Genomic DNA, 25,493 nt, shown 5'->3' on the forward strand with positions numbered 1-25,493 from the left:
TCAAGCTCTTTCACGCTTTTCTTTGGCTGTTCTTCACATGAACTACGTCGGCCATTACCGCCAAAGCGATTTCCGCCGGCGTTTTACTCCCAATCTGCATCCCTATGGGAGCGTGGATCCGGCGAATATCCTCCTCGTTGAGCCCGCCAATATTTTTAAGCCGCTCCAGCCTTCTGCTGCTGTTACGTTCCGACCCCATTGCACCAAGATAAAATGCTTCGGTAAAGACAGCTTCCATCAACGTTAAATCATCCATGCGCGGATCGTGAGTCAGTGCCACCACGGCGGTATTAGCATGGCATCCCCCTTTCTCAATAAAGTTGACTGGAAACTCTGCTCTCAACATGACCCCGTCAACCAGACTGTCAGCAAAATTCTGTAGCGCGTCCGGTCGGTTTTCACAAACGATGGTTTCAAAACCAAGTGAAACGGCAAAGTTTGCACAATAAATAGCAACGGCAGACAAACCGGCAATGACTAACCTTGGCGGGGCAGCAACGATCATTACAATACGGTCGTTATCATACTCAACCTGAGTACTGCTCCGATACGCAGTCGGTGCAAGGCTACAACAGGGCTCCGGTAGGTGGATTTCTTTAGAAAGTGAATGGCCTTCTTTCAGAGCCGACCCCAATTGATTGAGATAGGCTGAGCTGTTACCCCCATCGGGTGAAAGATATTCTATCAAAATATCTAATATCCCCCCACAGGGTAAGGCGCGATTAGGGGTTAAGCCACCATCGCCATACCGGACAACCTGGCTGCTTTTCCTGTAATCCCCGCTGGCCAACCTGGCCAGAAAATCTTCCTCAACACAGCCACCGGATAGCGATCCACAATAGTTTCCCCGGGTATCCGCGACCATCATCGCACCTGGTGACCGTGGAGAGGAGCCGTAGGTGCTTAAGACAGTACAGAGCCATATAGGTCCAGTCTTGACCCATTCCCGGGCTTGATCAATAACAGTGAGATCCAGACTCTGCATAATGATATCCTGCCAGGAAATATTGATATATTAATATTCTGAGTGATGGAGCCCAATTCAATTATCATGGCTATAGATGAAGCGGGAAGACGTCAATAATTCAACCGCCCGGGCCTTATTTCTGACGTTCTGGATCTACCTTATCATTACCATTCAGGCTCAGAACGGGGGCCTTTAATTCTTCAACTGATTCAGAACTATTATTTTCACTTGCGAAAGATTTTTTAAAATCCCGAATGCTCGCACCGAGGTCACCTCCCAAACTTCTAAGCCTTTTGGTACCAAAGAGCATAATGACGATACCTGCGATGATAACAAGCTTCCAGATACTGATTCCGGCCATAAAAACCTCTTTTAAACGACCTGATTCAGGTCCTGATTTTTCAAAATAACTGTTAATTATTTATTTTCAACAGACGGCCCATTATCATTTAGTAATGATGACCCAGCCCTCGGTTGAGGCGATTCTAAATTTTTTCGCCTCAGTATACTCGGGTGAATTGTAGAAACGTTCGGCATCCTCAATACTCGGGAACTCTGCTATTGCAAATAATGAATGCGGTCGCCCTTCTTTCGCTTTTACACTCTCATTAAATACAGTCACCTTTCCATCGTACTTTTGTACCAACGGACCTGCCACGTCCATATACTTTTGATATATGGTGTGGTCTTTAATATCATAATTTGCAATCACGTAGGCGTGAGGTGTTACTTCAGCACTCTGTGCTGCGGATGCAAAGATCAATGCGCATACGGTCAGCGTGAGCAAAAGGTTCTTTTTAAACATTTAAATTTCCAACAGTATTGGTAATAGGTTTAAGAAAAGATAAAACCACACCGAAAATGAATGACTCAATTAAACTTGTGAGGTTTTATCTTAAGCACAAAATTTTTTGACTAGCGTTTGAACATATCCTCATCCGTAACACACCATGAGGTAATGCCCTGTCTCACTTACGAGCTATGGTCGACAAAACCCATCTGCATTTTGTTCATACGTCCACCATGTATGGTGAGTTTAGATAAAGCCACATCGATTTCACTCATTTCAGATGGGGTGAAATGGATGTTCAGCGCTCCCAGATTCTCATGAAGATGATCCACGTTGCGTGTACCTGGGATAGGTACAATCCATGGTTTGCGGGCGAGTAACCAAGCCAGCGCAATTTGTGGCGGAGTGGCATTCTTTTTCTTGCCAAGTGCACGTAAATAATCAATCAAAGGTTGGTTTGCCGCCAGGTTACCGGGTGTAAAGCGTTCAAAAGTTGAACGTAAATCAGTTTTCGGATCGAGGTGAGTTTGCGCATTCATTGAGCCCGTAAGATAACCCATGCCGACGGGTCCCCAAGGTACAAACCCGATCCCCAATTCTTCACAAGTTTGCAGCACACCATTATGTTCCGGTTCGCGGCTCATCATTGAATATTCAGTTTGTACAGCAGACACGGGCTGAACAGCATGCGCACGACGAATCGTTGCCGCGCTGGCCTCAGAAAGCCCAAAATGCAATACCTTCCCTTCTTTAATTAAATCTTTAATCGTACCCGCAACATCTTCAATTGGCACATTGGGATCAACACGGTGCTGGTAATAAAGATCTATATGATCTGTTCTAAGGCGTTTTAAGGAACCTTCGATAACTTTGCGTATATGTGCCGGCTGACTGTTAAGACCGCCGGCTTCAATATCAAATCCGAATTTGCTGGCAATAATAACCTTGTCGCGTACTTCATATAATGCTTCGCCGACCAATTCTTCGCTGGTATGCGGACCATAAACCTCGGCAGTATCAAAGAACGTTACCCCTTTGTCATAAGCCTCACGGAGCGTGCGGATCCCTTGATTTTTATCGGCAGCAGGACCATAGTTCGCACTAATGCTCATGCAACCCGCACCGAGTGCTGAAACGGTAAGATTACCAAGCTGGCGTTTTGTCATCTTATCAACGACCTGATTACTGGCGTTGTTTTGAGCCAGGGTAGAAGTTACCGAAGACGATGCCACAGCTCCCCAGGGCAAAGAGCTCACGGCTATACCAGCACTGACAAGTGCGGTATGAGAGAGAAAAGCTCGGCGACTCAACGCCCGCTTTGATTTGTCTTCATTCATAAATTTCTCCAGAAGTTATAATGCAGGTAACGAAATGATAACGTTGAAAACTGCCCCCTAAAGAAGCGCCTCCCTTCCAAGGTTTCGTACATCTCGTTCCTATCCCTGCTCTATCATTTTAACCACCTGATATATAAATAGATTTTCTACAGAAAATCAGGGGGACGGTTTCTATGTATAGCTATATCAAGCTTCATTATTGCCCCCTCGCTTGAAAAAAACATTGCCTGTTTTGATGCTAATTTTGCCTAAAGTGATTATCTCCAGGTTGTTTTTCTTAAGTTGAATTGAAAAAATCATATCAAGTTAATATTCAAAGCTTGATAAGAATAAGATGAGTAAAAAAATAGAAACATACAAACATCCCCATAAGAAATACGGTCGAAATCACTAAAAAGATTATTCACACTCTCCTATCGAAAAATCTTATTTATCTTGCCGTTCGCCTGTGCGTTGCACTTTGAATAATTGCAGCATGAAGACAAAAAAAGCCGGCACAAAAAATATCGCCAGGAAAGTACTGGTCAACATGCCGCCCAGAACGCCGGTTCCAATAGCGTTCTGGCTGGCTGCTCCGGCACCGTTAGCAATCACCAGCGGCACTACGCCCAGAATAAATGCCAATGAGGTCATCAGGATCGGCCTTAACCGTTGCCGGGCGGCATGGATGGCGGCCTCAACAGGGGATGCACCGGATTCAAAAGACGTCTTGGCAAACTCCACGATGAGGATAGCGTTCTTGGCCGCCAGGCCAACAGTGGTCAGCAACCCTACCTGGAAATAGGCATCGTTGGACAGACCCCGCAGCAGCGTGGCCGACAGCGCGCCTATCACCCCAAGGGGGACGACCATCATCACTGCCGTCGGAATGCTCCAACTTTCATACAGGGCCGCCAAACAAAGGAATACTACGATCAGCGAAATAATATACAGCGCAGGAGCCTGAGCGCCGGAAAGCCGCTCCTCAAATGACAGTCCGGTCCATTCAAAACCAATCCCCTCAGGCATAGCGGCTGCGATACGCTCCATTTCTGCCATGGCGTCACCGGAACTGTATCCTGTAGCGGCTCCCCCCTGCAGATTAAATGAAGGCACACCGTTATAGCGGTTCAGCTTTTGCGCACCGAAGCTCCACTGCGCCGAGGCAAAGGCCGAGAACGGCACCATCCCCCCGGCAGCGTTGCGCACATACCATTTATCCAGGTCCTGTGGTTGCATACGCGACGACGCAGCGCCCTGAATATAGACGCGCTTGACGCGATCGCGATCGATAAAATCGTTCACGTAAGACGAACCCCAGGCAACCGACAGGGTACGGTTGGCTTCGGCGATGGATACCCCCAACACCCGCGCTTTTTCACGATCGATCAGCAGTTGGTATTGCGACGCGTCCTCGAGGCCGTTTGACCGAACGTTGGTCAACAGGGGGCTTTGCCGCGCCTCGGCCAGGAAATGATCGCGGGCAGCCAGCAGTTGGGCATGGCCTAGTCCGGCACGATCCATCAACTGGAAATTAAATCCCGAAACATTGCCAAGTTCCCGCACGGCAGGTGGGGATACCACGATAATGCGTGTATCGCGGAAGTCCCGCGCAAAGCGGGCGTTCAGTCGGACAGCTAAGGCCGCAACCTTCTGCTCAGCTTTGGCACGGTCACTCCAGTCATGCAGTCGGATAAACATCAGTGCGGCGTTCTGGCCCCGGCCACCAAAGTTGAAGCCGGAAATGCCGAACACTGACCTGACACTGTCCTGTTCTTCCTCAAGTAGATAGCGAGTAGCACGATCGAGTGTTTCCTGGGTCCGCTGTGCCGTGGCACCGGCCGGAGCAAGGATCTGGGCGAACAGCAAACCTTGGTCCTCCTCCGGCAGAAACGAGGTCGGGATACGGGTATACAGCCAGCCGGCAGCAACCACCAGCGCCAGGTAGATAATAATCAGGCGTCTGGGCCGTCCGAGGCCACGCGTCACGATGCCCACATAGACTCGGCTGGCACGGTCAAAATGGTGATTGAAGCCGCCAAAAAATCCCTGTTTAGCGGCATGCTCACCAAACGCCGCTGGTTTAAGCAACGTTGCGCACAAGGCCGGGGTAAAGACGTTGGCCACCAGCACTGAGAGCACCATCGACGAAACAATGGTAATAGAAAATTGCCTGTAGATAACCCCGGTGGAGCCGCCAAAAAAAGCCATGGGTACAAACACCGCCGATAGCACTAAGACAATGCCGATCAGTGCGCTGGTAATTTGATCCATCGATTTGCGGGTGGCCTGTTTGGGCGACAGTCCCTCCTCGCGCATGATGCGATCGACGTTTTCCACCACAACAATGGCGTCATCAACTAACAGCCCGATTGCCAGAACCATACCAAACATGGTCAACGTATTGATGGAATAACCGAAGGCCGCCAGCACGCCGAAGGTGCCAAGCAGTACCACAGGCACGGCCAGCGTTGGGATAAGCGTGGCGCGAATATTTTGCAGAAACAACCACATTACCAGAAACACCAGAACGATCGCCTCGAACAGGGTTTGCACAACACTTTTGATCGACAGGAGCACAAACGGAGAGGTGTCGTACGGATAGACAACCTCCAGCCCAGGTGGAAAAAATGGCCTGAGCGTGTCAACTGTGGCGCGCACTGCGGCGGCGGTTTCCAGCGCGTTCGCATCGGTGGCCAGACGGATGGCAAGACCGACCGCGGTCTGACCATTATACCAACTATCAATTGCGTAGTTCTGCGCGCCCAGCTCGATAGTTGCAACGTCGGCCAGCAGCACGCGGGAGCCGTTCTGATTGCTCTTGAGCAAAATTCGTCCAAACTCTTCCGGCGTTTGCAGGCGCGATGGCCCTATCACGGTGGCGTTAAGTTCTTGTCCGTTCTCAGCAGGCAAACCGCCGAGTTGTCCGGAGGAAATCTCGACGTTTTGTTCCTCGATCGCCGCCGAAACATCGGTGACGGTCAGGCTATAATTCAACAGTTTGTCCGGGTCAAGCCAAATGCGCATGGCATAAGGCGCGCCGAAGAGCTGAAAATCCCCCACCCCCGGGGTACGGCTTATTGTATCCTGTACGAACGACGCCACGTAATCCGCAATATCGGCCCGGTTCATTGAGCCGTCAGTGGAGATAAACCCCAGTACCATCATGAAATTGGCCGTCGCCTTGGTAACATGTATCCCCTGCTGCTGCACCTCTCTCGGCAGCAGCGGCTGCACCAGCGATAGCTTGTTTTGCACCTGCACCTGCGCCGTGTCGGGGTCAGTTCCTTGTGCAAAGGTCAGGGTGATCGTCATATTGCCATCGGCATTACTCTCGGAAGAGATATACTGCAGTTGGTCCAAGCCATTCATCTGCTGCTCGATAACCTGCACCACCGTATCCTGCAGCGTTTTCGCCGATGCCCCGGGATAGTTGACCTGGATGCCAATGGCAGGAGGGGCAATACTCGGGTACTGGGCCACTGGCAGACTGGCTATCGACAATGCGCCGCACAGCATCATAACAATGGCAATGACCCACGCAAAAACCGGTCGATCGATAAAAAATCTAGCCATGGGGCATTACCTTCTCGTCTATGCTGCGGTCAGCATGGGAGCCATTGGGGCTGCCCCATTCCCTGGCATTAACCCTGACGCCTGGGCGAACCTGCTGTACTCCCTCCACAATCACCTGATCTCCCTCCGCCAAACCGTTGGTGACCAGCCACTGGTCACCAACGGTTCGGTCGGTCTTGAGCACGCGTAGTTCCACCTGATTGTTACCGTTCACCACCAACGCCGTGGGCTCGCCACGCGGGTCGCGGGTAATGCCGCGCTGCGGAACCAATAAGCCGTCACGTGCTACTCCATCCACCAGCCGCGCACGCACGAACATGCCGGGCAGCAGTTTTCGGTCAGGATTGGGGAACACCGCGCGCAGTAGCATGGAGCCTGTCGTTTGATCCACGGTAATATCAGCGAACTGCAGTTTGCCAGTCTGCTCATACCGGCTACCGTCTTCCAGCGTCAGCGTAACCTCTGCGCTGACCTCGCCATCACCGCGCTTGAACACGCCTTCCGCCAGGCTTTTTTGCAAACGCAGCAGTTGTACGCTGGACTGGGTGACGTCGACATACATCGGATCAATCTGCTGAACTGACGCAATAGCCAGCGCCTGCTGCGCAGTGAGCAATGCCCCTTCAGTTACCGAAGAGCGTCCGATAATACCGTCGATGGGCGACAATACTTTGGTATACACCAGGTTGATACGCGCCCCTTCAAGCACCGCCTCAGCTGATTTTACATCGGCATCAGTCTGGTCCATGGTCGCAAGGGCATCATCATAGGCCTGGCGACTGATGACGTTGCGCTCCGCCAGCGGGCGATAACGCTGCACCAGTTGTGACGCAGCGCGCCATTGTGCTTTAGCACGTGCCAGCGCCGCAGTGCTGCGATTATAGTCAACACGGTACAGCGCTGCGTCGACCTGATAGAGCGGCTGACCGGCCCGGACGACGTCGCCCTCGGTGAACAGACGATGCTGCAGGATACCGCTGACCTGCGGTCGCACATCGGCCGAACGAAATGCAGCAGTGCGTCCAGGCAGTTCTGTGGTCAACGTGACAGATCTGGTCTTAAGAGTGACTACCCCGACTTCGGGCATCAGCGGCAAAGTGGCCACGCTCCGGTTATTATTGTTAGCATTACTCAGGAATATCGGTAACCCGATAACACCAACCATCGCGCCGCCGATGAATAAGACGATTTTAAGGTTCATGATGACTTATTCCTCTTCGTGCTGGAGCGGCCACATTGATAGTGGCCCCTTTAAGGGACAGTTACTTATCTCAACATGATGCGCAGATAGTTTTAATCTCAGCTAAGGACTATCATGAGTTTATTACTGCCAGACTTATTGTTTATGAACGCAACGTTCAGTAATGACACTGCACTGATATGATTAATAATATCATTATCCAAAAGAGCATGATCGGTGAAATTAATAGAACCTTAATCCAGGAAAACATTGCGCAAGAATCTGGCATAACATCTCCCTTTACAATATTAAATGTATTACCCCCCCCCACTAAATTCAATGTGAAAGTCATTCTAGCTATATGTACAGGGCCGATTAATATCGCCCTGCACATACTTTACAAGAGCCATCATTTATAAACCAATGCTACTCCATGTAACTTGTTTGCACCTCCGGCAGAAATAATTTTGTAAGACCCCCCACCGGCTTGTACTGCTTTTTCTGACAACTTACTTTCCAGCTCAGAAAGCGTTGTAGCACCGCTAGCGGATACGACTCCAATTCGATTTGATCCTTCAAAATTGTTCACTTTATTGGCAGCAAAACTGTTTGTTGCTACTGTAGAAAGCATTAATACCATCATTGATATCTTAATCATTATCGTTACCCACCTTGTTTAAGTATGCCGGGCAAGAGTAATCCCGGTAATAAACATATTAACTCCCGACACCTGACTTCAGCATGACGTCACGATAACATTTTTGTCAGAATAGATATTAACAGGGCAGATTTGGTTTTTTATTTTCCAGAAAGAGCACTTATCGAGAACAGACTCATAATTCCCTGACACTAATTTACTTTTCCTAACTGGGATTTTTATCAATAATGAAGTCTGACAAGAGAGCATATCCCGGTTTAATCGAGAGTATGCCGCAAGATACGACACTCCCTGGGTGAACTTCAGTTCGACTGACGTTAAGCGTGTCGCTAAGCTATCGAGAATGCTTTACGCAAAGCCGCCAATTTAGCGTTATTAAAAGTTTTTACAATATGCGCTTCGGGTGAACTTAAATCGAAGCCATGAAACCCGCCGGGGACGACCAATAGCTCTGCTGGCACACCGGCGTCTATCAATTTGCCCGCATAACTGATGTTTTCCTCAACAAAAAGATCGACCGAACCTACACATATATAAGCGGGAGGCAGGCGGGTGAAATCATCAGTTCGTGCAGGAACTGCAGCGCGGGGAACTGTCGCAGTGCCCGGTTGAACGCCGAGAAAAGAAGCCCAGCCAAATCTGTTTGCCGCCGGGGTCCAGATGATGCGACCGATGTGAGAGGGTACCTTACCGACACTTCCAGTCCGATCATCCAGCATTGGATAGACGAGTAGCTGAAATGCTAATGGAAACTCTCCACGATCGCGGGCTTTGATGGCGAGCAGCGCAGCATGACCACCGCCCGCACTTTCGCCCATTACGGCCACCTTACGGGTATCGACACCCAACACATCCGCATTATCGAACACCCACTTAAGCGCAGCATAGTTGTCTTCAACAGAACCCACATAGGTAACCTCCGGGGCCAGTCTGTATTCGACTGAAACGATCACACAATCAAGAGCAATCGACATCGCCTGCAATCGATGCACATCTTGTGCAACTGTACCTAGGACAAATCCCCCGCCATGGGTGTGTAATATAGCCGGTCGGCGAGTGCCAGGCTTATCATTGATGACATAAACCACCACTTCGGGCTGATTGCGAATTCCCGGCACAATACGTTTAGTAACCTTTACTGATGGATCCTGAGCTGGCGACAATTTATCCAGAGATGCCCTAATTTGGCCGAGCGTTGACGTCGACATTTTGGATAACGTTTCTGTCAGCGGCATGAGCTCCATCGCTGCGGCTCGCAGTTCTGGATCGACATGACTCATAAAATCTGCCTTACCGATTGCAGAAACCATCTCAGCAGCAAAGCTTCGTGACACTGTAGTTAACAGTATCGTACTCAGAGTACCAAGGACTAATTTACGACGTGTCAGCTCTATCATATTACTCACCTATAATTCGGGACGACCACGTTTACAAGCCGTCAGTTAATTCGATTTCAAAGTTTACTTTCTTATAATCAAATAAATAATCTGATAAGCAGCAATTCCCATATAGTCTATTATAGATAAGCTAGGTACTTTTTTAGGCGCTCCATGTCATTATTCACCTGCGGGGACTGTATTACATCGTAAGACCCAAATATCGGTAGAACATCAACGCCACAGAATTTATAAACAGCCGTTGTTGAATGAAACACGTCGTCAACGGATAAACCTGCATGCAGCTTTTGATTTTTGTCATCAAACGCCTGTTTTGGACTATTCATTGTCAAAGACAGCACGTATTTCTTACCCTGTAATTTTCCGCCCGAACCGTACTGTCGGCTAGAGTCATCGGCGATCCTCCCATCTCCTGATATAAAACTTTTCTGTAGCATCCCGGCAGTAAAAACTTCATCAACATATTTTTTGTAGATCCAAGGCATTCCGAACCAAAAGACCGGAGACTGGGTTATAATGATATCTGCCCAAATATGCTTTTTGACTTCGTCGTTAACATTATAACCTTGCTCGATATTTGTTTCCTGGACCTCATAACCTTTCTTCACCATTTCTTCTTTAATTAAATTAACCAATGAACGATTAAGTCTTCCCTCACTGATGCCCGGATATTTTTGGTGCGCGTTGATAACGAGAATTCTCTTAATGTCAATGTTTGCGGTACCAATTGCTGTACCTGCTGCGCTCCCCGGCGATAAAGCTGCCGCTGTCATAACCAAACCGACTTTGATAAATTCCCGGCGATCCAACCCTGCTACATCATTCGCTTCATTTTGCTCAATGGGTGATTTAGTCATGCGAAATGCTCCAGTAAAGAATTAGTTAAACCCAGTACGCAGGCATGAACCGTCATATCTTGGGTGGATGGATGTATGTCATCCATGTAAACGACACCACCGGCTATATCCTCTTTCTGCAATAACCCAGTGGCCTCAGTGAGAAGAGTGAGACTTTACGCATCAGATCACCATTATGTGCCCCGGCAACCTGGATTTTCCCTTCAAAAGGGTAAAGGAAAAAAAATCCCATTTTTCAAATGACTAATATGTCTCTTTGTATCAAATTATAACTTGCCTGATATGATAAATTTATTGCCTAATTAAACAACTTTAGTTTTAGTAGCAGCAATACCGTATCGTAAGATGGTAGACTTTAAAAAGTGATGACTTAATTTTTCACTTAGAGTCAGTTATATAAATTTAATAGACAACGAGATATCGTTCTCTTTTATTTTAATGCTTAAACCCAGTTAATATACTGACTAGTATTGTTGTAAACAACAACCCCTGAATAACGGAGGTCACCATGAGATTATTGTTGGTTGAGGATGAAGAGAAAACCTCTTCTTACATTAGCCGTGCTCTATGTGAAATGAGCTATACTGTTGACGTGGCACCCAATGGGAAACAAGGCCTCTATCTTGCTGTCGAATATGACTATGATGCTATTATTTTAGATGTGATGCTTCCTGATCTTGATGGATACGGTGTTTTAGAAGGACTTCGTGCCATTAAAAAAACGCCCGTGCTAATGCTGTCAGCGCGCAGCTCTGTAGATGAGCGAGTCAAGGGATTGCGTCGTGGTGCTGATGACTATTTGCCGAAACCTTTTTCCCTGATTGAACTGGTTGCAAGGATTCAAGTTTTAGTACGGCGTCGCGCAAACGAAAATGGTGACACTGCACAGTTTGATATTGACGACCTTCATATAGATCTTTTAGCACGCAGGGTAGTACGTGGCGATGATCGCATCGATCTGACTGCTAAAGAATTTGCGCTTTTAAGCTTACTGGCTCGCCACCATGGAGAAATCCTTTCAAAAATGATGATCGCAGAACAGGTATGGGACATGAATTTTGATAGCGATGCCAACGTGGTAGAAGTTGCCATCAAAAGGCTGAGAACTAAGATTGATACCCCCTATACCATCAAACTTCTTCACACCGTCCGCGGAATGGGATATGTGTTAGAGAAACGGACATATCGCAATTAAGCTCAAGGTTTAAAATCCGATGAAACATTCTATTTCAAGCCGTTTAGCGCTAATGTTTGTTTTACTAATGGTGATAATATTATCTACTCTTGCACTTTTTCAAAGAGCTTCGCTTTCTTCCTCACTTGAAAATCAAATGCATAATGAATTGCTATTTCGAAACTCTCTTGTAGCACCCTATATTGAGACTCAGGGATCGCAGGCGAACTGGCACTTAATTCAAGAAAAACTTAAGACACTCAGCGATAATGAAGGACATAAGGTTAAATATTCGATTATAAGTGACGATAGTCATTACCAAATCGGAGGTTCTTTACTGGCTGATTTAAGAAGTGAACGTTTAAAGGATGGTTTTTCGACCATGCCAGGCGAAGAGAAGCATTGCCCGCTTTATTTATATGTGGAAACATTGAAGTCTCTTGGCAATCGCCCAGAGATTCGTTTTGTCGTCGCAATCGATTCAACACCTTACTTCAGTACACTGAGCGAATTCTCCCACGCACTTATTTTGATCTCATTAGCGGGATTGATTTTGGTGGCAATATTGAGTTATGCCATATCTCGCATCGGCATGAGTCCCGTCCGTGATCTGAGCAGGCAGGCAAACTTTCTGATTCCAGGGAATGTAGGTCAGCGGCTTAATTCATCGGCGCTTCCCTCAGAGTTACAGTCTCTTGCTTATGCTTTTAATGGCGTACTCGAACGTCAGGAAATCGCCTGGCAGCAATTAGAGAGTTTCAATGCCGATGTTGCACATGAGTTACGCACACCTCTCACCAACCTACTTGGCCAGACTCAACTAGCTCTTGCACGTGAACGCAGTGTCCATGAACTGGAGGAACTACTACAATCTAACCTTGAAGAACTGGCTCGCATGACGTCAATTGTAAATGATATGTTGTTCCTATCCCATGCGCAGGCTGGGAAAAGCGCGGCTGAACTGAGTAATACATCTCTTCGGGAAGAAGCCCTGAAAACGGCTGAATATGTAGAACCATCATTCCATGATCGCGAACTTAAGCTGGATATTGTAGGTAACGTGCAAACCATTGTCGACCGCCGCCTTTTTCATCGCGCCTTGGCCAATCTGCTTGAAAATAGTGCGCGTCACGCGATTCCCTCCACCACCGTCACTGTAAGTATAAATGCCCAATATGGTTTTGTTCATGTCGCCGTCATGAATGTCGGGGATACGATTGCCACCAGGCATCTTTCCCGTCTCTTCGAACGTTTCTATCGCGTTGATGCTTCACGCAAAGACAGTGATATGCACCACGGCCTAGGACTTGCTATCGTTAAAGCAATTGCGATTATGCACGGGGGGGAGGTATTCGCAAGAAGTGAAAAGGGCATTAACACCTTTGGTTTCACTCTTAGAGTTTCGCCAAAGGATAATATACCATCATAAAAAACACGCCGGATACAGAACCGCGATACAAAAACCGACAACATTCTGACTTCGAAGAAAAATTTCAATAACGTGTGGAAGGTATTGAGTTCCCAGGCGGCGAAGTCGATGCATCATACCCTACTCCCAGGCATACTTGGCTACATTATGCTGTTCAAGACTATTTTGTCAGCCAGGAGATCTGTATGCACCTCATTACAGTATGAGTCAAATTGAAATTTCTTCAGGAATTGATCTGGAAAGATTATATTTTCGATATGCCGATGGAGGTATATTATATTTCCTCGAAAAAGTTCGGGTAAAAGACTGTTGTGAATCAAATCCATATTTATATGATATATAAGAAATATCATCATTTGTATTACTTAAATCCCATGCAGCTAACTCAAGCTTACGATCCCTGATATAATTAGCAAGCGTTCGCTGAGTTACCCGATGAAAAATTCGTTGGAAATGCCACTTTGAATAACCAGCCTTTTCTGCCACATCATTTATTTTTAAAGGTACGCAGATATTAATATCGATCCATGTCAATATATCCGTAATGATCTCGACGTGAACAACATCATTTTTTTTAGCCATAACTTCCTCGAATCCCCCCTTTTAATTACCATCAGGAAAAGGTTTAAAGATATGGATGGCACAGCATTCCCCAAAATAATAAACCAGGGTAAAAATTGGAGAATGACTGACATTTTCAAATTTTTAAAAAAAGGTAATGCATTACTTATAAATGACCGCCACACCAGACAGCCTATTATTCCCCCCTGCTGCGATAATCTTGTAACACTCGGCTCCTGCCTTCGATGCTTTTTGTGAAAGTACATTTTCGAGTGTGGAAAGAGTCGTTGCCCCCTGCGCGGATACTACGCCGATACGCTGTTTCCCTTCACAGGACTGTTTTAAATCAGCAGCAATAACATTTTGACAACTACCAGCAAGAATTAGAAACGCCACAGCCAATTTACTAATACTCATTTGATACCTCTGTTCATAAATATATTGAATTAACTGAATTAACTATTTCGATTTTTAAATACTAAAACCCATCTTTCAGACTTTTGTCCTTCCTGCATTATGTGTACTCATGGTAGCACCGCCATAAGTACCAGACTCAATTAACAGAGAAACGTTGAACTGAACTTGCGTTAAAAAGCGGGATCCGAGCCTGTCAGACGGCGTCCATATGGCTTGAAAACCAGTCGAGCACGAGTTGAGGATTTCTGCCAAAATAGTTGTAGCCCTCGAAACGTTGATCCGTACCTTCGATCCAAAACATTTTCTTGTCACTGGATGACATCAGATCATAGATTTCCTGCACACTCGATACCTTCGTCGTAAAGTCACGACGAACTTGTGCTACCAGAGTTGGAACTGTGACAGATTTTGCATATTCCATTGGAAAGACTTGCACAAGATGGTAACCGGTTTTTTTGTAAAATGCTGCGTCAAGCCTTTCGTATCCATCTGTAATTTTTAGGTTTTCGACTGCCTTTGCCACGAAAACTGCAGGTAACGAAGGTTGCAAGGCAATCATTGCTTTGATTTGTTTAAACTCCTCGGGGTGTTTGTGCATTCCCACAATTGTTGAGTTAGCTCCGAGGCATCTGCTATAGAGAGCTGTCTTCATGTCCTTGGTATCAGACCGGGATTTAGCGTAGCGAAGCGATCCGATCACATCGCGATATTCAAGCACGCCATGGCCAACAATACCGCCGCTGCCTGTACCACTACGCCCATGGTTACGCATGTCGTAGGTAATAATGTTGTAGCCAGCATCATGTAATATCTTGTATTCAGGTAAAAAGTTTACTTCAAAGCCGCCAAAATTCTTCCACGGATCCATATGCCCAGGGTAACCATATCGGTTGCACGGCATGGGATGATTCATAATAAGCAATTTGTCCGAATTGGCAGGAATGAACCATCCTTCAATCGTTACGCCATCCATAGCAGGGAAGAAAATTTCCTCATATTCCATATTGTATTCATTCGGCCACCTGAGAATCGGCGTACGAGTTGAATGAGCCATGAGGTCTGCCATGCTCTTGATGAATGCCTCAGTTTTCTCGTCGTCCGTACTAAGCACATTTTGGCCCGTTATTTGTTGACTTCCGGCGGCGAGCACACTTGACGACGCCATCGCCAAAAGAGGGAGAGCGGCTAATGATGCACTGGACTTTAAAAGAGAGCGTCGACTGTATGCCGAGCCACCCTCTTTCCTGAGGGTAATATCATTCTGACTACTCATTCCTGGCTCCTGTTACTCATTATTTAGTCTGATTAGACTAAACCCCTTCGATAATGCGCTAATATACATTGACCACTCTAAATTAATCTAATGCCGTCCGTATTTATTACAACGTAATTCTATTATTATACCCCCCCCACCTGTCCTCAACGTGACGCGCAGATAACATTTTTGACAGTTTCGAATTAAATTCAACAATTTTATTTCTCGTGCGAGCCTAAGACATCTAAGTTGATATCCTCAACCAAAAATCAGGTAAAATGCACAAATAAATGATTGCCCATAGAAAATCAAACACTAATGCGTTTAATCGACACTGTTTTCGCCTGAAAAAGTATAAGTTTTTCTTATCCTGAAATATTCAAAAAATGAAAAAAGACCGAATACCAAAATATTCGGCCATATGAAAAGCATATAATTAAAATAAAATACGCCAATGAAAATCCAATAATAATGAAGCAAATCAAACTAACCGATTGCCTCCAAACTTTTATTATCAATATGTGCTATTTGAGTTAACCTGCGATTTATTTATCAATCTGTGCTGACAAATCAAAACATTTATTTACACCCTGCTTTTAAAAGTGATACATCAAATGCGCAGCGTAATCGCTGCCTTGAGAAATAACCAATAAAGGGATCAGTAGTGATAGTAAAGGTCCGAGATTTTATTTTGCCCAAGGCTCAATAAATATGCAGCGGCTATATATCAAAACATTGAGGGTTATTATGATGAAGCATAAATTAATATTTTTAGCGATGTCATCTGCATTGCTTGCTGGTACAGCACACGCAGCGGAAGTTTACAATAAAGACGGCAGCAAACTGAATATCACCGGTTTGATTTCCGGCGAGCATTATTTCTCTCAGGATCCGGGCATGGATGGCGATCAGACATACGTTCGTCTGGGTTTTCGTGGTGAAACACAAATCTCTGACAACCTGACTGGTTATGGTCAGTGGCAGTCCCAGTTTGATGCCAACAACCCAGAAAGCCAGAGTTCCACGCCAAGAACCCGTTACGGATTCGCTGGCCTGAAGTTCGGCGATTACGGCTCATTCGACTACGGTCGTAACCGTGGTGTGCTGTATGATTCCTTGGGCTTTACCGATATGCAGCCTGAGTTTGACGCCATGACCTACGGTTCGGACCAGTTCATGTTCAGCCGTACAAACGGAGTCGCGACTTACCGTGAGAGCGGTTTTTATGGCCTGATCGACGGCCTGGATATTGCAATTCAGTATCAGGGTAAAAATGATGGCGGCGGTGAGCCTGGTGTTCGTAGCGTACTGCGCCAGAATGGTGACGGCTATGGCATGTCTGCCACCTATGATATCGGCGCAGGCGTCAGTGTTGTCGGTGCAATGAGCAGCTCGAACCGTACCATCGAACAAAATAGCCGTACGTCCGGCATTATGGGTAATGGTAAACGCGCTGAAGCCTATTCGGGTGCGGTTAAATATGATGCGAATGGCGTTTATTTAGCGGCGATGTATACCCAGTCTTATAATGCTTCACGCTTCGGTTCAATCTCTGATGACAGTGCGTACGGTTACGCCAACAAATCTCAAATCATAGAATTGTATGCCAGCTACCAGTTTGATTTCGGCCTGCAACCATTTGTTGCTTATAACGTGAACAAAGGTAAAAATCTGGGTCGTTCTGCTTCCGGTCAAAATTACGGCGACCAGGATTTGATCAAGTTTGTCGACTTCGGTGCGACTTATTACTTCAACAAAAACATCAATGTGTTTGTTGACTACATGGTTAACCTGGTTGATGAAAACAGCTTTACCCGTGAAGCCGGTATTAGTACCGATGACGTCACTGCGGTCGGTGTTGTTTACCAGTTCTGATTTGTCTGAGAAGTGTAATGCCGGGCGACTTCGGTCGCCTTTTTCATGTCTGATAAAAATGTGCCCACCCGGTTTAATGAGATGGGGCCCCCCACCCTGCGAGCGTTACGCTAACAGGGTGTTTTTCTTTCTGAAGGGGATCATTATGCAAAAAAGTTACGTTCATCGGTCTCGGCAAGCATTCGTTCCATAGCGCGGTTGCTTATGCGGCTCTACCTACAAAACCTACTTCACCGAACAGAATGTGGAGGTCGAACAGGAACTGAAAACGCATATGGCTGAAAACGATACCGCACAGCGCTTATTGACTGGTGAATTCAGTTTGTCGTCTTGCTGTACAACAATTGTTTGCTCATCCGTTTGTTGGCACGTAAAGCTGATCCTTTCAGTAGCGACTTGTTGTCAGTTACAAGTGTATGAGTGCTAAGTTTGTTTGCCTCAATTTTCATTTAACAGAGCCGATACCCGTTATAGTAATATTATCTGCATGGTTTTTTGAATTAGGATAATCAATGCGTCGTAAAAATGTGAAAGATTATCAGGCATTTATAGCCGTAGCTCGCGAGCAAAGCTTTACTAAGGCCGCAGCAAAGCTCGGCATCTCCCAGTCAGCGCTGAGCTACACCGTACGCACTCTTGAGGCACAACTGGGTCTACGGTTACTTACCCGCACGACCCGGAGTGTTTCCGTGACGGAGGCCGGTGAACATTTACTAAACCGTATCGGCCCGCATTTTGACGAAATTGAGAATGAGATCGCCGCACTCAGCGGGATGCGAGATAAACCCGCTGGCATCGTACGGATTACTGCCGTCGAGCATGCTGCAGAGACCATTCTTTGGCCAAAACTCAAAATGTTACTTCTGGACTATCCGGATATTAATATTGAAATTATCAGTGAGTACGGATTGAAGGATATTGTTGCTGAACGATACGACGCGGGAGTCCGGCTGGGTGAGCAGGTAGATAAAGACATGATCTCGGTTCCGATTGCACCAAACTTTAATTTTGCCGTAGTGGGGTCACCTTCCTATTTCGCAGATAAAGAAATTCCAGTTACCCCACGTGACTTAAGTGACCATAGTTGTATTAAGTTACGACTTCCGACTCATGGAGGCTTCTATACATGGGAATTCTATAAGCAGGGAGTTGAGCTTAAAATCCGTATCGAAGGAAGAGGTACATTCAGCAGCGTAGGTATGATGCGGCAGGCCGCCCTGGATGGACTGGGTCTTGCCTATCTGCCAAAAGATGTTGTGGACACTGCGCTAGAAGAGGGTCAGTTGATACAGGTTCTCGCCGACTGGTCTCCACCGCGCACCGCTTATCATCTTTACTACCCAAACCGCCGCCAGCATTCACCCGCCTTTGCCCTGGTACTGGAAGCACTGCGCTATCGCGCCTGACCTCCCCCTCTTAAACCCAGCGAACTGACGACTCAGTTCACTGGGCATGATTAAGAAAATACCCTTCTAAGCCTATGCAAAATTAAACCTCTAATTTCTTAATGCGAAAGAGATTATGATGAACACTTGAATCTCCCCTTTAAGTGGCCGTAACAGCATCAGGTGAAAGAAGGATCATTAAATGAATAAGCCAGCAGGTGGACTCAGTCGCCGTAACTTCATCCTTACAGGTTCAGTAGCCTCTGCCGGGCTATTGATGGCGGGTAATGCATTAGCCACACTTGATCCTACACCACGTATATCCGGGATAAGCACACAAGTGGATGGAATTACCATCCGGAGTGTGATGTTCAAAAACAATGAAATCATGATGTCAGGCAATGTCTATCTTCCAAAAGCGTTTAGCGAAGACAGAAAATATGCCGCGATCGTTGTGATTCATCCCGGGGGCGGAGTGAAGGAACAGACCGCAGGACTTTATGCACTCAAACTGGCCGCAGAAGGATTCGTAACTCTGGCCTTCGATGCTTCCCATCAGGGTGCAAGCGGCGGTTTACCACGGTTTGTTGATGACCCCATGAAACGCGTCGTCGATTTTTACAGCGCTATCGATTATCTGACCACATTACCTTACGTTGACAGCGATCGCATCGGTGCGTTAGGAGTCTGTGCCGGCAGCGGAATAACAGTGAAAGCCTCCATGTCCGAACGCCGAATCAAGGCGCTGGCAACGGTAAGTGCAGTAGATGTGGGCGCCGCAACCCGAAAAGGCTGGGAAGGCAAAACGGCTGAGTCTGAACTCATCCCTACTCTGGAGGCTGTCGCTAAGCAACGTTCGGCCGAAGCCGCGGGTGGCGCACCAGTCTATGTCAACTACGTACCTAAACTCAGCGACACGACCGCGCCTCGTGATCTTCAGGAAGCCGCTGACTACTATCTTACGGCCCGGGGAAGATACCCAACTTCGACTAATCAGATGCTGATGACAAGCATCAGTACACTCGCGTCATTTACCGGCTTTGAAGGGGCAGATGTCTACATTACTCAGCCACTCCTAATGGTAGCCGGTAGCAAGGCTGGGTCTCTGTGGCACAGCCAAAAACTTAATGCCATCGCCGCATCGACGCAAAAGGAACTGTTTATCATCCCCGGTGCGACACACATGGACCTGTACGATGGAGCGGGTGCAGCGGAAGCAGCTAAAAAACTTGCTCCCTTTTTCAAGAGTCAGCTAGCAAGCAGCTAATCCCGATTTCACTGACCTTTCGGTGTCTTTTTTTGCACTCAAATTTCGGAGCAATATGACTATGAAATATCGCAAACTTGGTAACTCGGGTCTTTCGGTCTCGAATTTGACCCTTGGTACCATGGGATTTGGCACAGAAACACCAGAAGATGAAGCATTCGCTATCCTAGATGCGTTTCTTGATGCGGGCGGCAACATGATTGATACTGCCGATGTCTACGGTGGAGGTACATCAGAAACGCTTCTCGGACGTTGGCGTGCAAATCGCCCGGACAAAACGAGCCGCCTGGTAGTCGCGACAAAGGCCCGATTCGGAACCGGCCAGGATGTCAATGATGCCGGCTCATCTCGTGCCCACCTTAACCGAGCCCTTAACACGTCGCTAAACCGTCTGGGTGTCGAAACGATTGACCTTTATCAGATGCATGGATGGGATCCTCTGACTCCAGTCGAAGAGACCCTCTCTTTTCTCGATGCGGCCGTACGTGCGGGGAAAATTCACTATATCGGGCTTTCCAACTTTACAGGCTGGCAACTTCAGCTCGTGCTTTCAACAGCAAAAGCAATGGGGCTTCAAATGCCTATCACGCTTCAGCAACAATACAGCCTGCTGTGCCGTGAGATTGAATACGAACTCGTTCCTGCTGCTGTATATAACGAGATAGGGTTATTACCCTGGTCGCCTTTAGCAGGAGGTTTTTTGAGCGGTAAATATATTCGCCACGCTGAACCTCAATCAGGTATGAGGTATACCAATGGCAATCCAATGTTCAAGTATATCGGGCAAAAGTTTGCTGAGTCGGAAAGAAATTGGGCCACGCTTGATACAGTGCGACTGATTGCTGACCAAATCGGTGCGACCCCGAGCCAGGTCGCACTGAGCTGGATCAACAGCAGGCCAGCAGTTTCTTCAACAATAATCGGAGCTCGCACAATTGAGCAGCTCTACGATAATCTCGCCGCCGCAGAACTTCAGCTTTCTCCTGAATTGGCCAGTCAGTTGGATGCCGTGAGTGCACCTGCACCGGATGAATATCCCTATGGTCGGTTTGGGTCACTTCAACGCGAACGATATGTCGATTCCAGTGCTCAAGCTCTTCGAGAGTTATAACGCAAATATTTCGTCACTTGAGCCTCTGACAATTCTGAAGGCTCATTTAACGAAACCTGAATCAGTGAATTTACATTGCTAATAATCTGAGTAGAGCCTGGCTTTAATTTCCCTTTTTAACGGAGGGTAAGCTTCTGTGGCTATTAATTATGAAGGTCGATTAAATGAACAAAAAAGTACTTCTTGAACAATATTCTCTCGGTAAAGGTATTACTTTACGAAACCGCATTGTCATGGCTCCTATGACCACCTGGTCTGGAAATGACGACGGCACGGTTTCTGACGAAGAGGAAGCCTATTACCGCTTACGCGTGAAAGATGTAGGACTAGTAATTACCGGTTGCACGCACGTTCAGGAAAATGGCATCGGATTTACCGGTGAGTTTGCTGCCTACGATGACAAATTTATCCCAAGCTTACAGCGTCTTGCCTCTGCAGCGAAAAGTGGTGGTGCACCGGCGATCCTACAGATCTTTCACGCCGGCGTGAAAACCAGTCCCGAACTCGTATCTGATATCGTCGCGGCGAGCCCTGTACCTGGAGATGCTGGTCCATCAGCCCCCTCCGTTACACCGCGTGAACTTGCTGATCATGAAGTCGAGGCGGTTGTAAAAGCCTTTGGTGATGCAACACGCCGTGCTATCGAAGCAGGTTTTGACGGTGTAGAGCTCCACGGTGCTCATGGTTTCTTGCTTCAGAATTTCTTCTCACCTCATTTCAATCAGCGAAACGATCGCTGGGGTGGTTCTCTTGCAAACCGTATGCGCTTTCCCCTCGCCGTCGTAGCGGAAGTTCGTAAGATTATTGCCGAACATGCCATTGCACCTTTCCTGCTAGGATACCGAATAACATTAGATGAATCGCATCTTGAAGATGGTTTGCGTATCGGGGAATCATTAAAACTTGTCGATAACTTAATTATTAGTGGTATCGATTACTTGCATGTGTCACTGGGAAATGCATTAGAAGCGAGGCCGGTGGACGCGCCGAAGGGCCCCAAAATCATCGAAATAATGCGGGACCATCTTGCAGATCGCATCCCACTCATTGCAGCGGGTCAAATCAAGACACCCGATCACGCTGCGGCAGCCATAGAGACAGGACTCTCTCTGGCTGCAGTCGGTCAGGGATTGGTGCTGAATCCTGACTGGGTTCAATTTGTGAGTGATGAAGCTAAAGGCCCGATTGCTCTCGATATATCTGCTTCCGATGTAACGCAGCTCGCAATCCCTCATAAACTTTGGGATGTCATTGATACCACGACGGGATGGTTTAATGTCCGTCAGACTGAGTAACAAATTTAAAATAGACTGAAAATTATAGGAATGCCCAGGTGGGATTATTATCCGGGCATTTAATCCATAAGAGTGATATGACCAAGGTTCTTTAACATTTTGAAAAAATTTGCAAGATGTATGTAAATCTTGAATACCTTAATTATTTAAGATATTTTTTTGATTACTGCATAGTTTCTTTCATGAAAAACATTCAAATCAACGATATGATTTTTTCTTTAATCCCCTGCCTGTAAATAAATAAGCATATTCAATTAACTCAGTGTTTTTTTTAATTGGAATCGCTGTATCCCAAATGATGCACGGAACCGCCTGAAAAATTCGGTTTTACTCACTATGTGATACATCAGTTCGGTGACACCAGAATCCGTTGCCGGGAAATCTAAACAGTAAGCAAAAAAGGTCAATATTGATGGTTAACCCGGGAATAATTTTGCTGGCAGCAGGGTTGAGTCGTCGATACCATAAGGCGACCGGGCGGCATAAACTGTTGGAACTTATTCCTGGCACTACTGAAACCATTTTTCAGCGCAGCCTTACCAACGCCCTGCTTACAGGGCTGAAGGTCACCGTGGTTATCAGGTCTGAATCACAACAGTTAAAGTCTATTTGCCAGAAATTAAACGCCCCATTTGTGATGGTAAATAGCTTATGTATGGGGGACTCCATAGCGGAAGGAATACAGGCAGATAAATCCTGTAATGGTTGGTTAATTTCACTTGCAGACTTGCCCAGTATTGCACAGCAAACCTATAAAATGGTCGCAGGGCTCGTATGTGAAGGGCAAATCGTGCGGCCGTATTACCATGAAAAACCAGGTCATCCGGTTGGATTTCCAGTAGAAATGAAACTGGAACTTCTTAAATTGCAAGGACATGATGGTGCTCGTAAATTGCTAAAATCTCATCCGGTATTACAATTGAATACTCAGGATAGCGGTTGCATATGGGATATTGACCTGCCTGACCAATTGAATGAACGCGTGATTAACGGAGGATTCTGAAATATAATCGATTTTATCAACTGTAATTCTAATGATCTTAGTACACAGCGATAATAAATCTCTGCGTACAAGATTAAGGTACTTACGGTAAATAATGGCGACACCGCGACGATTATTTTTCTACCATATTACTCATCGAGACCAAGAGAGGAGGATAATTCCCTATATGCATCTGCTTGCGCAAGAAGCACTCTGGCTTTAGTTTCTAATGTTTCAACCGCATCAGCACCAGCAGCGAAGCGCGCGGGAGGTGTATCCAGTCCAGCCAAATGTATCAGTGCTTCAGCCAGTTTATGGGGATCACCACCCTGTTTACCATCCATACTGCGCCAGGCTGACTTATTTTCCCGTGTTTGTTCCGCGTAATCATCAACAGTAAGTGCAGCATATGTAGTTGAATCATCAGTAAGAAGTTCGGTTCGGAAGAAGCCTGGTACCACGATCATTGTCTGGATCCCGAATCGTTCTACTTCCATTGCCAATGATTCCATCCATCCTTCGACACCGAATTTGGCCGCTGCATATGCAGAACAGAATGCATATCCTGTGATCCCAGCAGAGGAGGAAATGGTAACTATCAATCCCCTTTTCTCTCGGCGCATTAAAGGAAGTACTGCCCGTGTAACATTCATTGGCCCAAGAAGCAGTGTTTCAATCTGACTTCCAACCTGATCAGCACTTAATTCCTCAAAGAAACCCGCATAAAAATTTCCAGCATTATTTACCAGTACATCAATTGTACCGAATTTAGCTACAGTGGCTGCAACTGCAGCTTCTGCATCTTTACTGTCGGTGATATCAAGTTGCAAAGTCAAAAGTGCATCATTCTTACCAAGTGCACGGGCTACTTTCGCCGGATCACGCCCTGTCGCTACCACATTATGACCTGCAGCCAACGCTGCTTTTGCAATATACAAACCCAGACCACGACCTGCACCGGTAATCAACCATACTTGTTTATCTTTCATCGAATGTCTCTCATATTGTATTGAACAATTTTTACACATACTCAGTCTTACATTGCCTGGACAGTCGGTCTGATCAAAATTTCGCTTAAGCTGGTACGCTTAGGTCTGTTCAATGCAAAAGCAATAACATCAGCAATGTCTTCTGGCGGAATTGCCCAGTCCAGTGACTCAATGGCTGTTTTTTTACTGTCCTCATGAGTAATGTGCGTTGTTAATTCAGTGGCGACAGCTCCAGGCTCGATCACCATTACCCTGACCGAGGGTTGCAACTCTAACCGCAAGGATTCTGACCAGCCATTCATGCCCCATTTTGTCGCCGCGTAACCAGCATATCCTGCACCTGAAACGCGACCGGCAACAGACGAAACATTTATCAGATCACCGCCACCGTTAGCCTTGAGTTGTTCAAGAAACACTTCCGTTACCGTCATTGCTCCAAGAAGATTTGTTTCGATCATTTGACGATATTCATTGCGTTGTGCTGGACCGAAAGGGCCTGTCAGCATGACGCCGGCATTATTAATGAGCACGTCAATATCCCCCCAATGTCTTTTTATTGTTTCAGCTGCAGAAACTATTGAATCACGGTCAGTAACGTCTGCTTTAATTGCAATCGCATCCTCACCCAAGTCTTTAGCTAGCAACTGAATTTTATCAATCCTTCGGGCAAGAAGTGCCACTCTGTATCCTTCCCAAATAAGGGATTTTGCAATTGCTTCACCTATACCAGAAGATGCACCTGTAATAACAACGATGCGTTTTATTTTTTCCGAATTTTTCACAAACACTCCTTAACTCATGATGCCATTATTTTTGCTATTTGATCAAAGAAGTTAATTAAACACACTTATAAGACACAATAGTCATAGTTAACCTGTCAAGAACGACCTTAAACACCATAAATATCATGCCACTATATATACAAATAAGAGTGTACATTTCGACATAATGATTGCCTAAACCGATTTAAATTTGCCAGCAATAGAGAAATATCCAAAACAGTGAATCATTT

21 protein-coding genes and 1 pseudogene are annotated in these 25,493 nt (G+C 46.5%); 8 read left to right on the top strand and 14 right to left on the bottom strand.

Annotated features, from left to right (window positions below):
- Positions 1-10: 10 nt before the first annotated feature.
- The 9 genes and pseudogenes from IB214_RS14970 to IB214_RS15010 form a co-directional block, all read right to left on the bottom strand.
- Entirely contained in the window at positions 11-985 is a 975-nt protein-coding gene (locus IB214_RS14970) for an XdhC family protein (protein WP_117341868.1), read from the bottom strand.
- A 217-nt stretch (positions 986-1,202) separates the two neighbouring features.
- Positions 1,203-1,328, bottom strand: a pseudogene (gene tatA, locus IB214_RS14975) (twin-arginine translocase TatA/TatE family subunit); the annotation flags it as partial.
- A gap of 84 nt (positions 1,329-1,412) precedes the next feature.
- On the bottom strand, positions 1,413-1,772 hold the full coding sequence (locus tag IB214_RS14980) for a DUF1330 domain-containing protein (RefSeq protein ID WP_117341866.1): 360 nt from the start codon (positions 1,770-1,772) through the stop codon (positions 1,413-1,415).
- A gap of 167 nt (positions 1,773-1,939) precedes the next feature.
- Positions 1,940-2,923, bottom strand: coding sequence for an aldo/keto reductase (locus IB214_RS14985; protein ID WP_161959005.1), 984 nt, complete (start codon positions 2,921-2,923; stop codon positions 1,940-1,942).
- 597 nt (positions 2,924-3,520) lie between these two features.
- The gene (locus IB214_RS14990) at positions 3,521-6,649 is read right to left on the bottom strand and encodes an efflux RND transporter permease subunit (RefSeq protein ID WP_117341864.1); all 3,129 of its coding nucleotides are present in this window, start codon (positions 6,647-6,649) and stop codon (positions 3,521-3,523) included.
- Positions 6,642-7,850: an efflux RND transporter periplasmic adaptor subunit gene (locus tag IB214_RS14995; RefSeq protein ID WP_117341863.1), complete on the bottom strand. Its 1,209-nt coding sequence runs from the start codon at positions 7,848-7,850 to the stop codon at positions 6,642-6,644. Before IB214_RS14995 ends, IB214_RS14990 begins: the two co-directional genes overlap by 8 nt.
- A gap of 388 nt (positions 7,851-8,238) precedes the next feature.
- Positions 8,239-8,487: a YdgH/BhsA/McbA-like domain containing protein gene (locus IB214_RS15000; RefSeq protein WP_117341862.1), complete on the bottom strand. Its 249-nt coding sequence runs from the start codon at positions 8,485-8,487 to the stop codon at positions 8,239-8,241.
- Positions 8,488-8,816: 329 nt separating this feature from the next.
- Positions 8,817-9,884 (bottom strand): alpha/beta hydrolase, encoded by a 1,068-nt coding sequence (locus IB214_RS15005; protein ID WP_117341861.1) that lies wholly within the window; start codon positions 9,882-9,884, stop codon positions 8,817-8,819.
- A 119-nt stretch (positions 9,885-10,003) separates the two neighbouring features.
- Entirely contained in the window at positions 10,004-10,741 is a 738-nt protein-coding gene (locus IB214_RS15010; RefSeq protein WP_223240193.1) for an NAD(P)H-dependent oxidoreductase, read from the bottom strand.
- A 508-nt stretch (positions 10,742-11,249) separates the two neighbouring features.
- Between IB214_RS15010 and IB214_RS15015 the strand changes: the two genes are divergently transcribed.
- Both IB214_RS15015 and IB214_RS15020 read left to right on the top strand, forming a co-directional pair.
- Positions 11,250-11,936, top strand: coding sequence for a heavy metal response regulator transcription factor (locus tag IB214_RS15015; protein WP_117341860.1), 687 nt, complete (start codon positions 11,250-11,252; stop codon positions 11,934-11,936).
- 19 nt (positions 11,937-11,955) lie between these two features.
- Complete coding sequence (locus IB214_RS15020; protein WP_117341859.1) at positions 11,956-13,344, top strand: heavy metal sensor histidine kinase; 1,389 nt, start codon at positions 11,956-11,958, stop codon at positions 13,342-13,344.
- A 207-nt stretch (positions 13,345-13,551) separates the two neighbouring features.
- Here IB214_RS15020 and IB214_RS15025 read toward each other — a convergent pair whose 3' ends face one another.
- The 3 genes from IB214_RS15025 to IB214_RS15035 form a co-directional block, all read right to left on the bottom strand.
- Positions 13,552-13,926, bottom strand: a complete 375-nt coding sequence (locus tag IB214_RS15025; protein ID WP_117341858.1) for a helix-turn-helix domain-containing protein — start codon at positions 13,924-13,926, stop codon at positions 13,552-13,554.
- A 141-nt stretch (positions 13,927-14,067) separates the two neighbouring features.
- Positions 14,068-14,322, bottom strand: coding sequence for a YdgH/BhsA/McbA-like domain containing protein (locus IB214_RS15030; RefSeq protein WP_117341857.1), 255 nt, complete (start codon positions 14,320-14,322; stop codon positions 14,068-14,070).
- 193 nt (positions 14,323-14,515) lie between these two features.
- On the bottom strand, positions 14,516-15,595 hold the full coding sequence (locus IB214_RS15035) for an alpha/beta hydrolase (protein WP_117341856.1): 1,080 nt from the start codon (positions 15,593-15,595) through the stop codon (positions 14,516-14,518).
- A gap of 732 nt (positions 15,596-16,327) precedes the next feature.
- On the opposite strand from IB214_RS15035, the gene ompC reads away from it, so the two are divergent.
- The 6 genes from ompC to IB214_RS15065 all read left to right on the top strand — a co-directional run bounded on the left by ompC (position 16,328) and on the right by IB214_RS15065 (position 23,513).
- Entirely contained in the window at positions 16,328-17,452 is a 1,125-nt protein-coding gene (ompC, locus tag IB214_RS15040; protein WP_117341855.1) for a porin OmpC, read from the top strand.
- Positions 17,453-17,964: 512 nt separating this feature from the next.
- Complete coding sequence (locus IB214_RS15045) at positions 17,965-18,858, top strand: LysR family transcriptional regulator (RefSeq protein WP_117341854.1); 894 nt, start codon at positions 17,965-17,967, stop codon at positions 18,856-18,858.
- 181 nt (positions 18,859-19,039) lie between these two features.
- Positions 19,040-20,104 carry an alpha/beta hydrolase gene (locus IB214_RS15050; RefSeq protein ID WP_223240192.1) on the top strand — a complete coding sequence of 355 codons (1,065 nt, stop codon included), beginning with the start codon at positions 19,040-19,042 and terminating at the stop codon, positions 20,102-20,104.
- Between the two features lie 61 nt (positions 20,105-20,165).
- A complete protein-coding gene (locus tag IB214_RS15055) occupies positions 20,166-21,215 on the top strand; it encodes an aldo/keto reductase (RefSeq protein ID WP_117341853.1) in 1,050 nt (349 codons plus the stop codon).
- Positions 21,216-21,379: 164 nt separating this feature from the next.
- Positions 21,380-22,510 (top strand): NADH-dependent flavin oxidoreductase, encoded by a 1,131-nt coding sequence (locus IB214_RS15060; RefSeq protein WP_117341852.1) that lies wholly within the window; start codon positions 21,380-21,382, stop codon positions 22,508-22,510.
- 412 nt (positions 22,511-22,922) lie between these two features.
- Complete coding sequence (locus IB214_RS15065; protein WP_117341851.1) at positions 22,923-23,513, top strand: nucleotidyltransferase family protein; 591 nt, start codon at positions 22,923-22,925, stop codon at positions 23,511-23,513.
- Between the two features lie 128 nt (positions 23,514-23,641).
- On the opposite strand, the gene IB214_RS15070 is transcribed toward IB214_RS15065, so the two are convergent.
- Both IB214_RS15070 and IB214_RS15075 read right to left on the bottom strand, forming a co-directional pair.
- Positions 23,642-24,481, bottom strand: coding sequence for an SDR family oxidoreductase (locus tag IB214_RS15070; RefSeq protein ID WP_117341850.1), 840 nt, complete (start codon positions 24,479-24,481; stop codon positions 23,642-23,644).
- Between the two features lie 47 nt (positions 24,482-24,528).
- Positions 24,529-25,263 (bottom strand): SDR family oxidoreductase, encoded by a 735-nt coding sequence (locus tag IB214_RS15075; protein ID WP_117341849.1) that lies wholly within the window; start codon positions 25,261-25,263, stop codon positions 24,529-24,531.
- Positions 25,264-25,493: the final 230 nt, after the last annotated feature.

Origin of the sequence: Citrobacter sp. C1 (assembly GCF_014596895.2) — a bacterium.
Classification (GTDB): Bacteria; Pseudomonadota; Gammaproteobacteria; order Enterobacterales; family Enterobacteriaceae; genus Citrobacter; species Citrobacter gillenii.

Coding starts and splice junctions, on each gene's coding strand:
- IB214_RS14970 (WP_117341868.1), bottom strand. CDS start 985: ATGCAGAGTCTGGATCTCACTGTTATTGATCAAGCCCGGGAATGGGTC.
- IB214_RS14980 (WP_117341866.1), bottom strand. CDS start 1,772: ATGTTTAAAAAGAACCTTTTGCTCACGCTGACCGTATGCGCATTGATC.
- IB214_RS14985 (WP_161959005.1), bottom strand. CDS start 2,923: ATGACAAAACGCCAGCTTGGTAATCTTACCGTTTCAGCACTCGGTGCG.
- IB214_RS14990 (WP_117341864.1), bottom strand. CDS start 6,649: ATGGCTAGATTTTTTATCGATCGACCGGTTTTTGCGTGGGTCATTGCC.
- IB214_RS14995 (WP_117341863.1), bottom strand. CDS start 7,850: ATGAACCTTAAAATCGTCTTATTCATCGGCGGCGCGATGGTTGGTGTT.
- IB214_RS15000 (WP_117341862.1), bottom strand. CDS start 8,487: ATGATTAAGATATCAATGATGGTATTAATGCTTTCTACAGTAGCAACA.
- IB214_RS15005 (WP_117341861.1), bottom strand. CDS start 9,884: ATGATAGAGCTGACACGTCGTAAATTAGTCCTTGGTACTCTGAGTACG.
- IB214_RS15010 (WP_223240193.1), bottom strand. CDS start 10,741: ATGACTAAATCACCCATTGAGCAAAATGAAGCGAATGATGTAGCAGGG.
- IB214_RS15015 (WP_117341860.1), top strand. CDS start 11,250: ATGAGATTATTGTTGGTTGAGGATGAAGAGAAAACCTCTTCTTACATT.
- IB214_RS15020 (WP_117341859.1), top strand. CDS start 11,956: ATGAAACATTCTATTTCAAGCCGTTTAGCGCTAATGTTTGTTTTACTA.
- IB214_RS15025 (WP_117341858.1), bottom strand. CDS start 13,926: ATGGCTAAAAAAAATGATGTTGTTCACGTCGAGATCATTACGGATATA.
- IB214_RS15030 (WP_117341857.1), bottom strand. CDS start 14,322: ATGAGTATTAGTAAATTGGCTGTGGCGTTTCTAATTCTTGCTGGTAGT.
- IB214_RS15035 (WP_117341856.1), bottom strand. CDS start 15,595: ATGAGTAGTCAGAATGATATTACCCTCAGGAAAGAGGGTGGCTCGGCA.
- ompC (WP_117341855.1), top strand. CDS start 16,328: ATGAAGCATAAATTAATATTTTTAGCGATGTCATCTGCATTGCTTGCT.
- IB214_RS15045 (WP_117341854.1), top strand. CDS start 17,965: ATGCGTCGTAAAAATGTGAAAGATTATCAGGCATTTATAGCCGTAGCT.
- IB214_RS15050 (WP_223240192.1), top strand. CDS start 19,040: ATGAATAAGCCAGCAGGTGGACTCAGTCGCCGTAACTTCATCCTTACA.
- IB214_RS15055 (WP_117341853.1), top strand. CDS start 20,166: ATGAAATATCGCAAACTTGGTAACTCGGGTCTTTCGGTCTCGAATTTG.
- IB214_RS15060 (WP_117341852.1), top strand. CDS start 21,380: ATGAACAAAAAAGTACTTCTTGAACAATATTCTCTCGGTAAAGGTATT.
- IB214_RS15065 (WP_117341851.1), top strand. CDS start 22,923: ATGGTTAACCCGGGAATAATTTTGCTGGCAGCAGGGTTGAGTCGTCGA.
- IB214_RS15070 (WP_117341850.1), bottom strand. CDS start 24,481: ATGAAAGATAAACAAGTATGGTTGATTACCGGTGCAGGTCGTGGTCTG.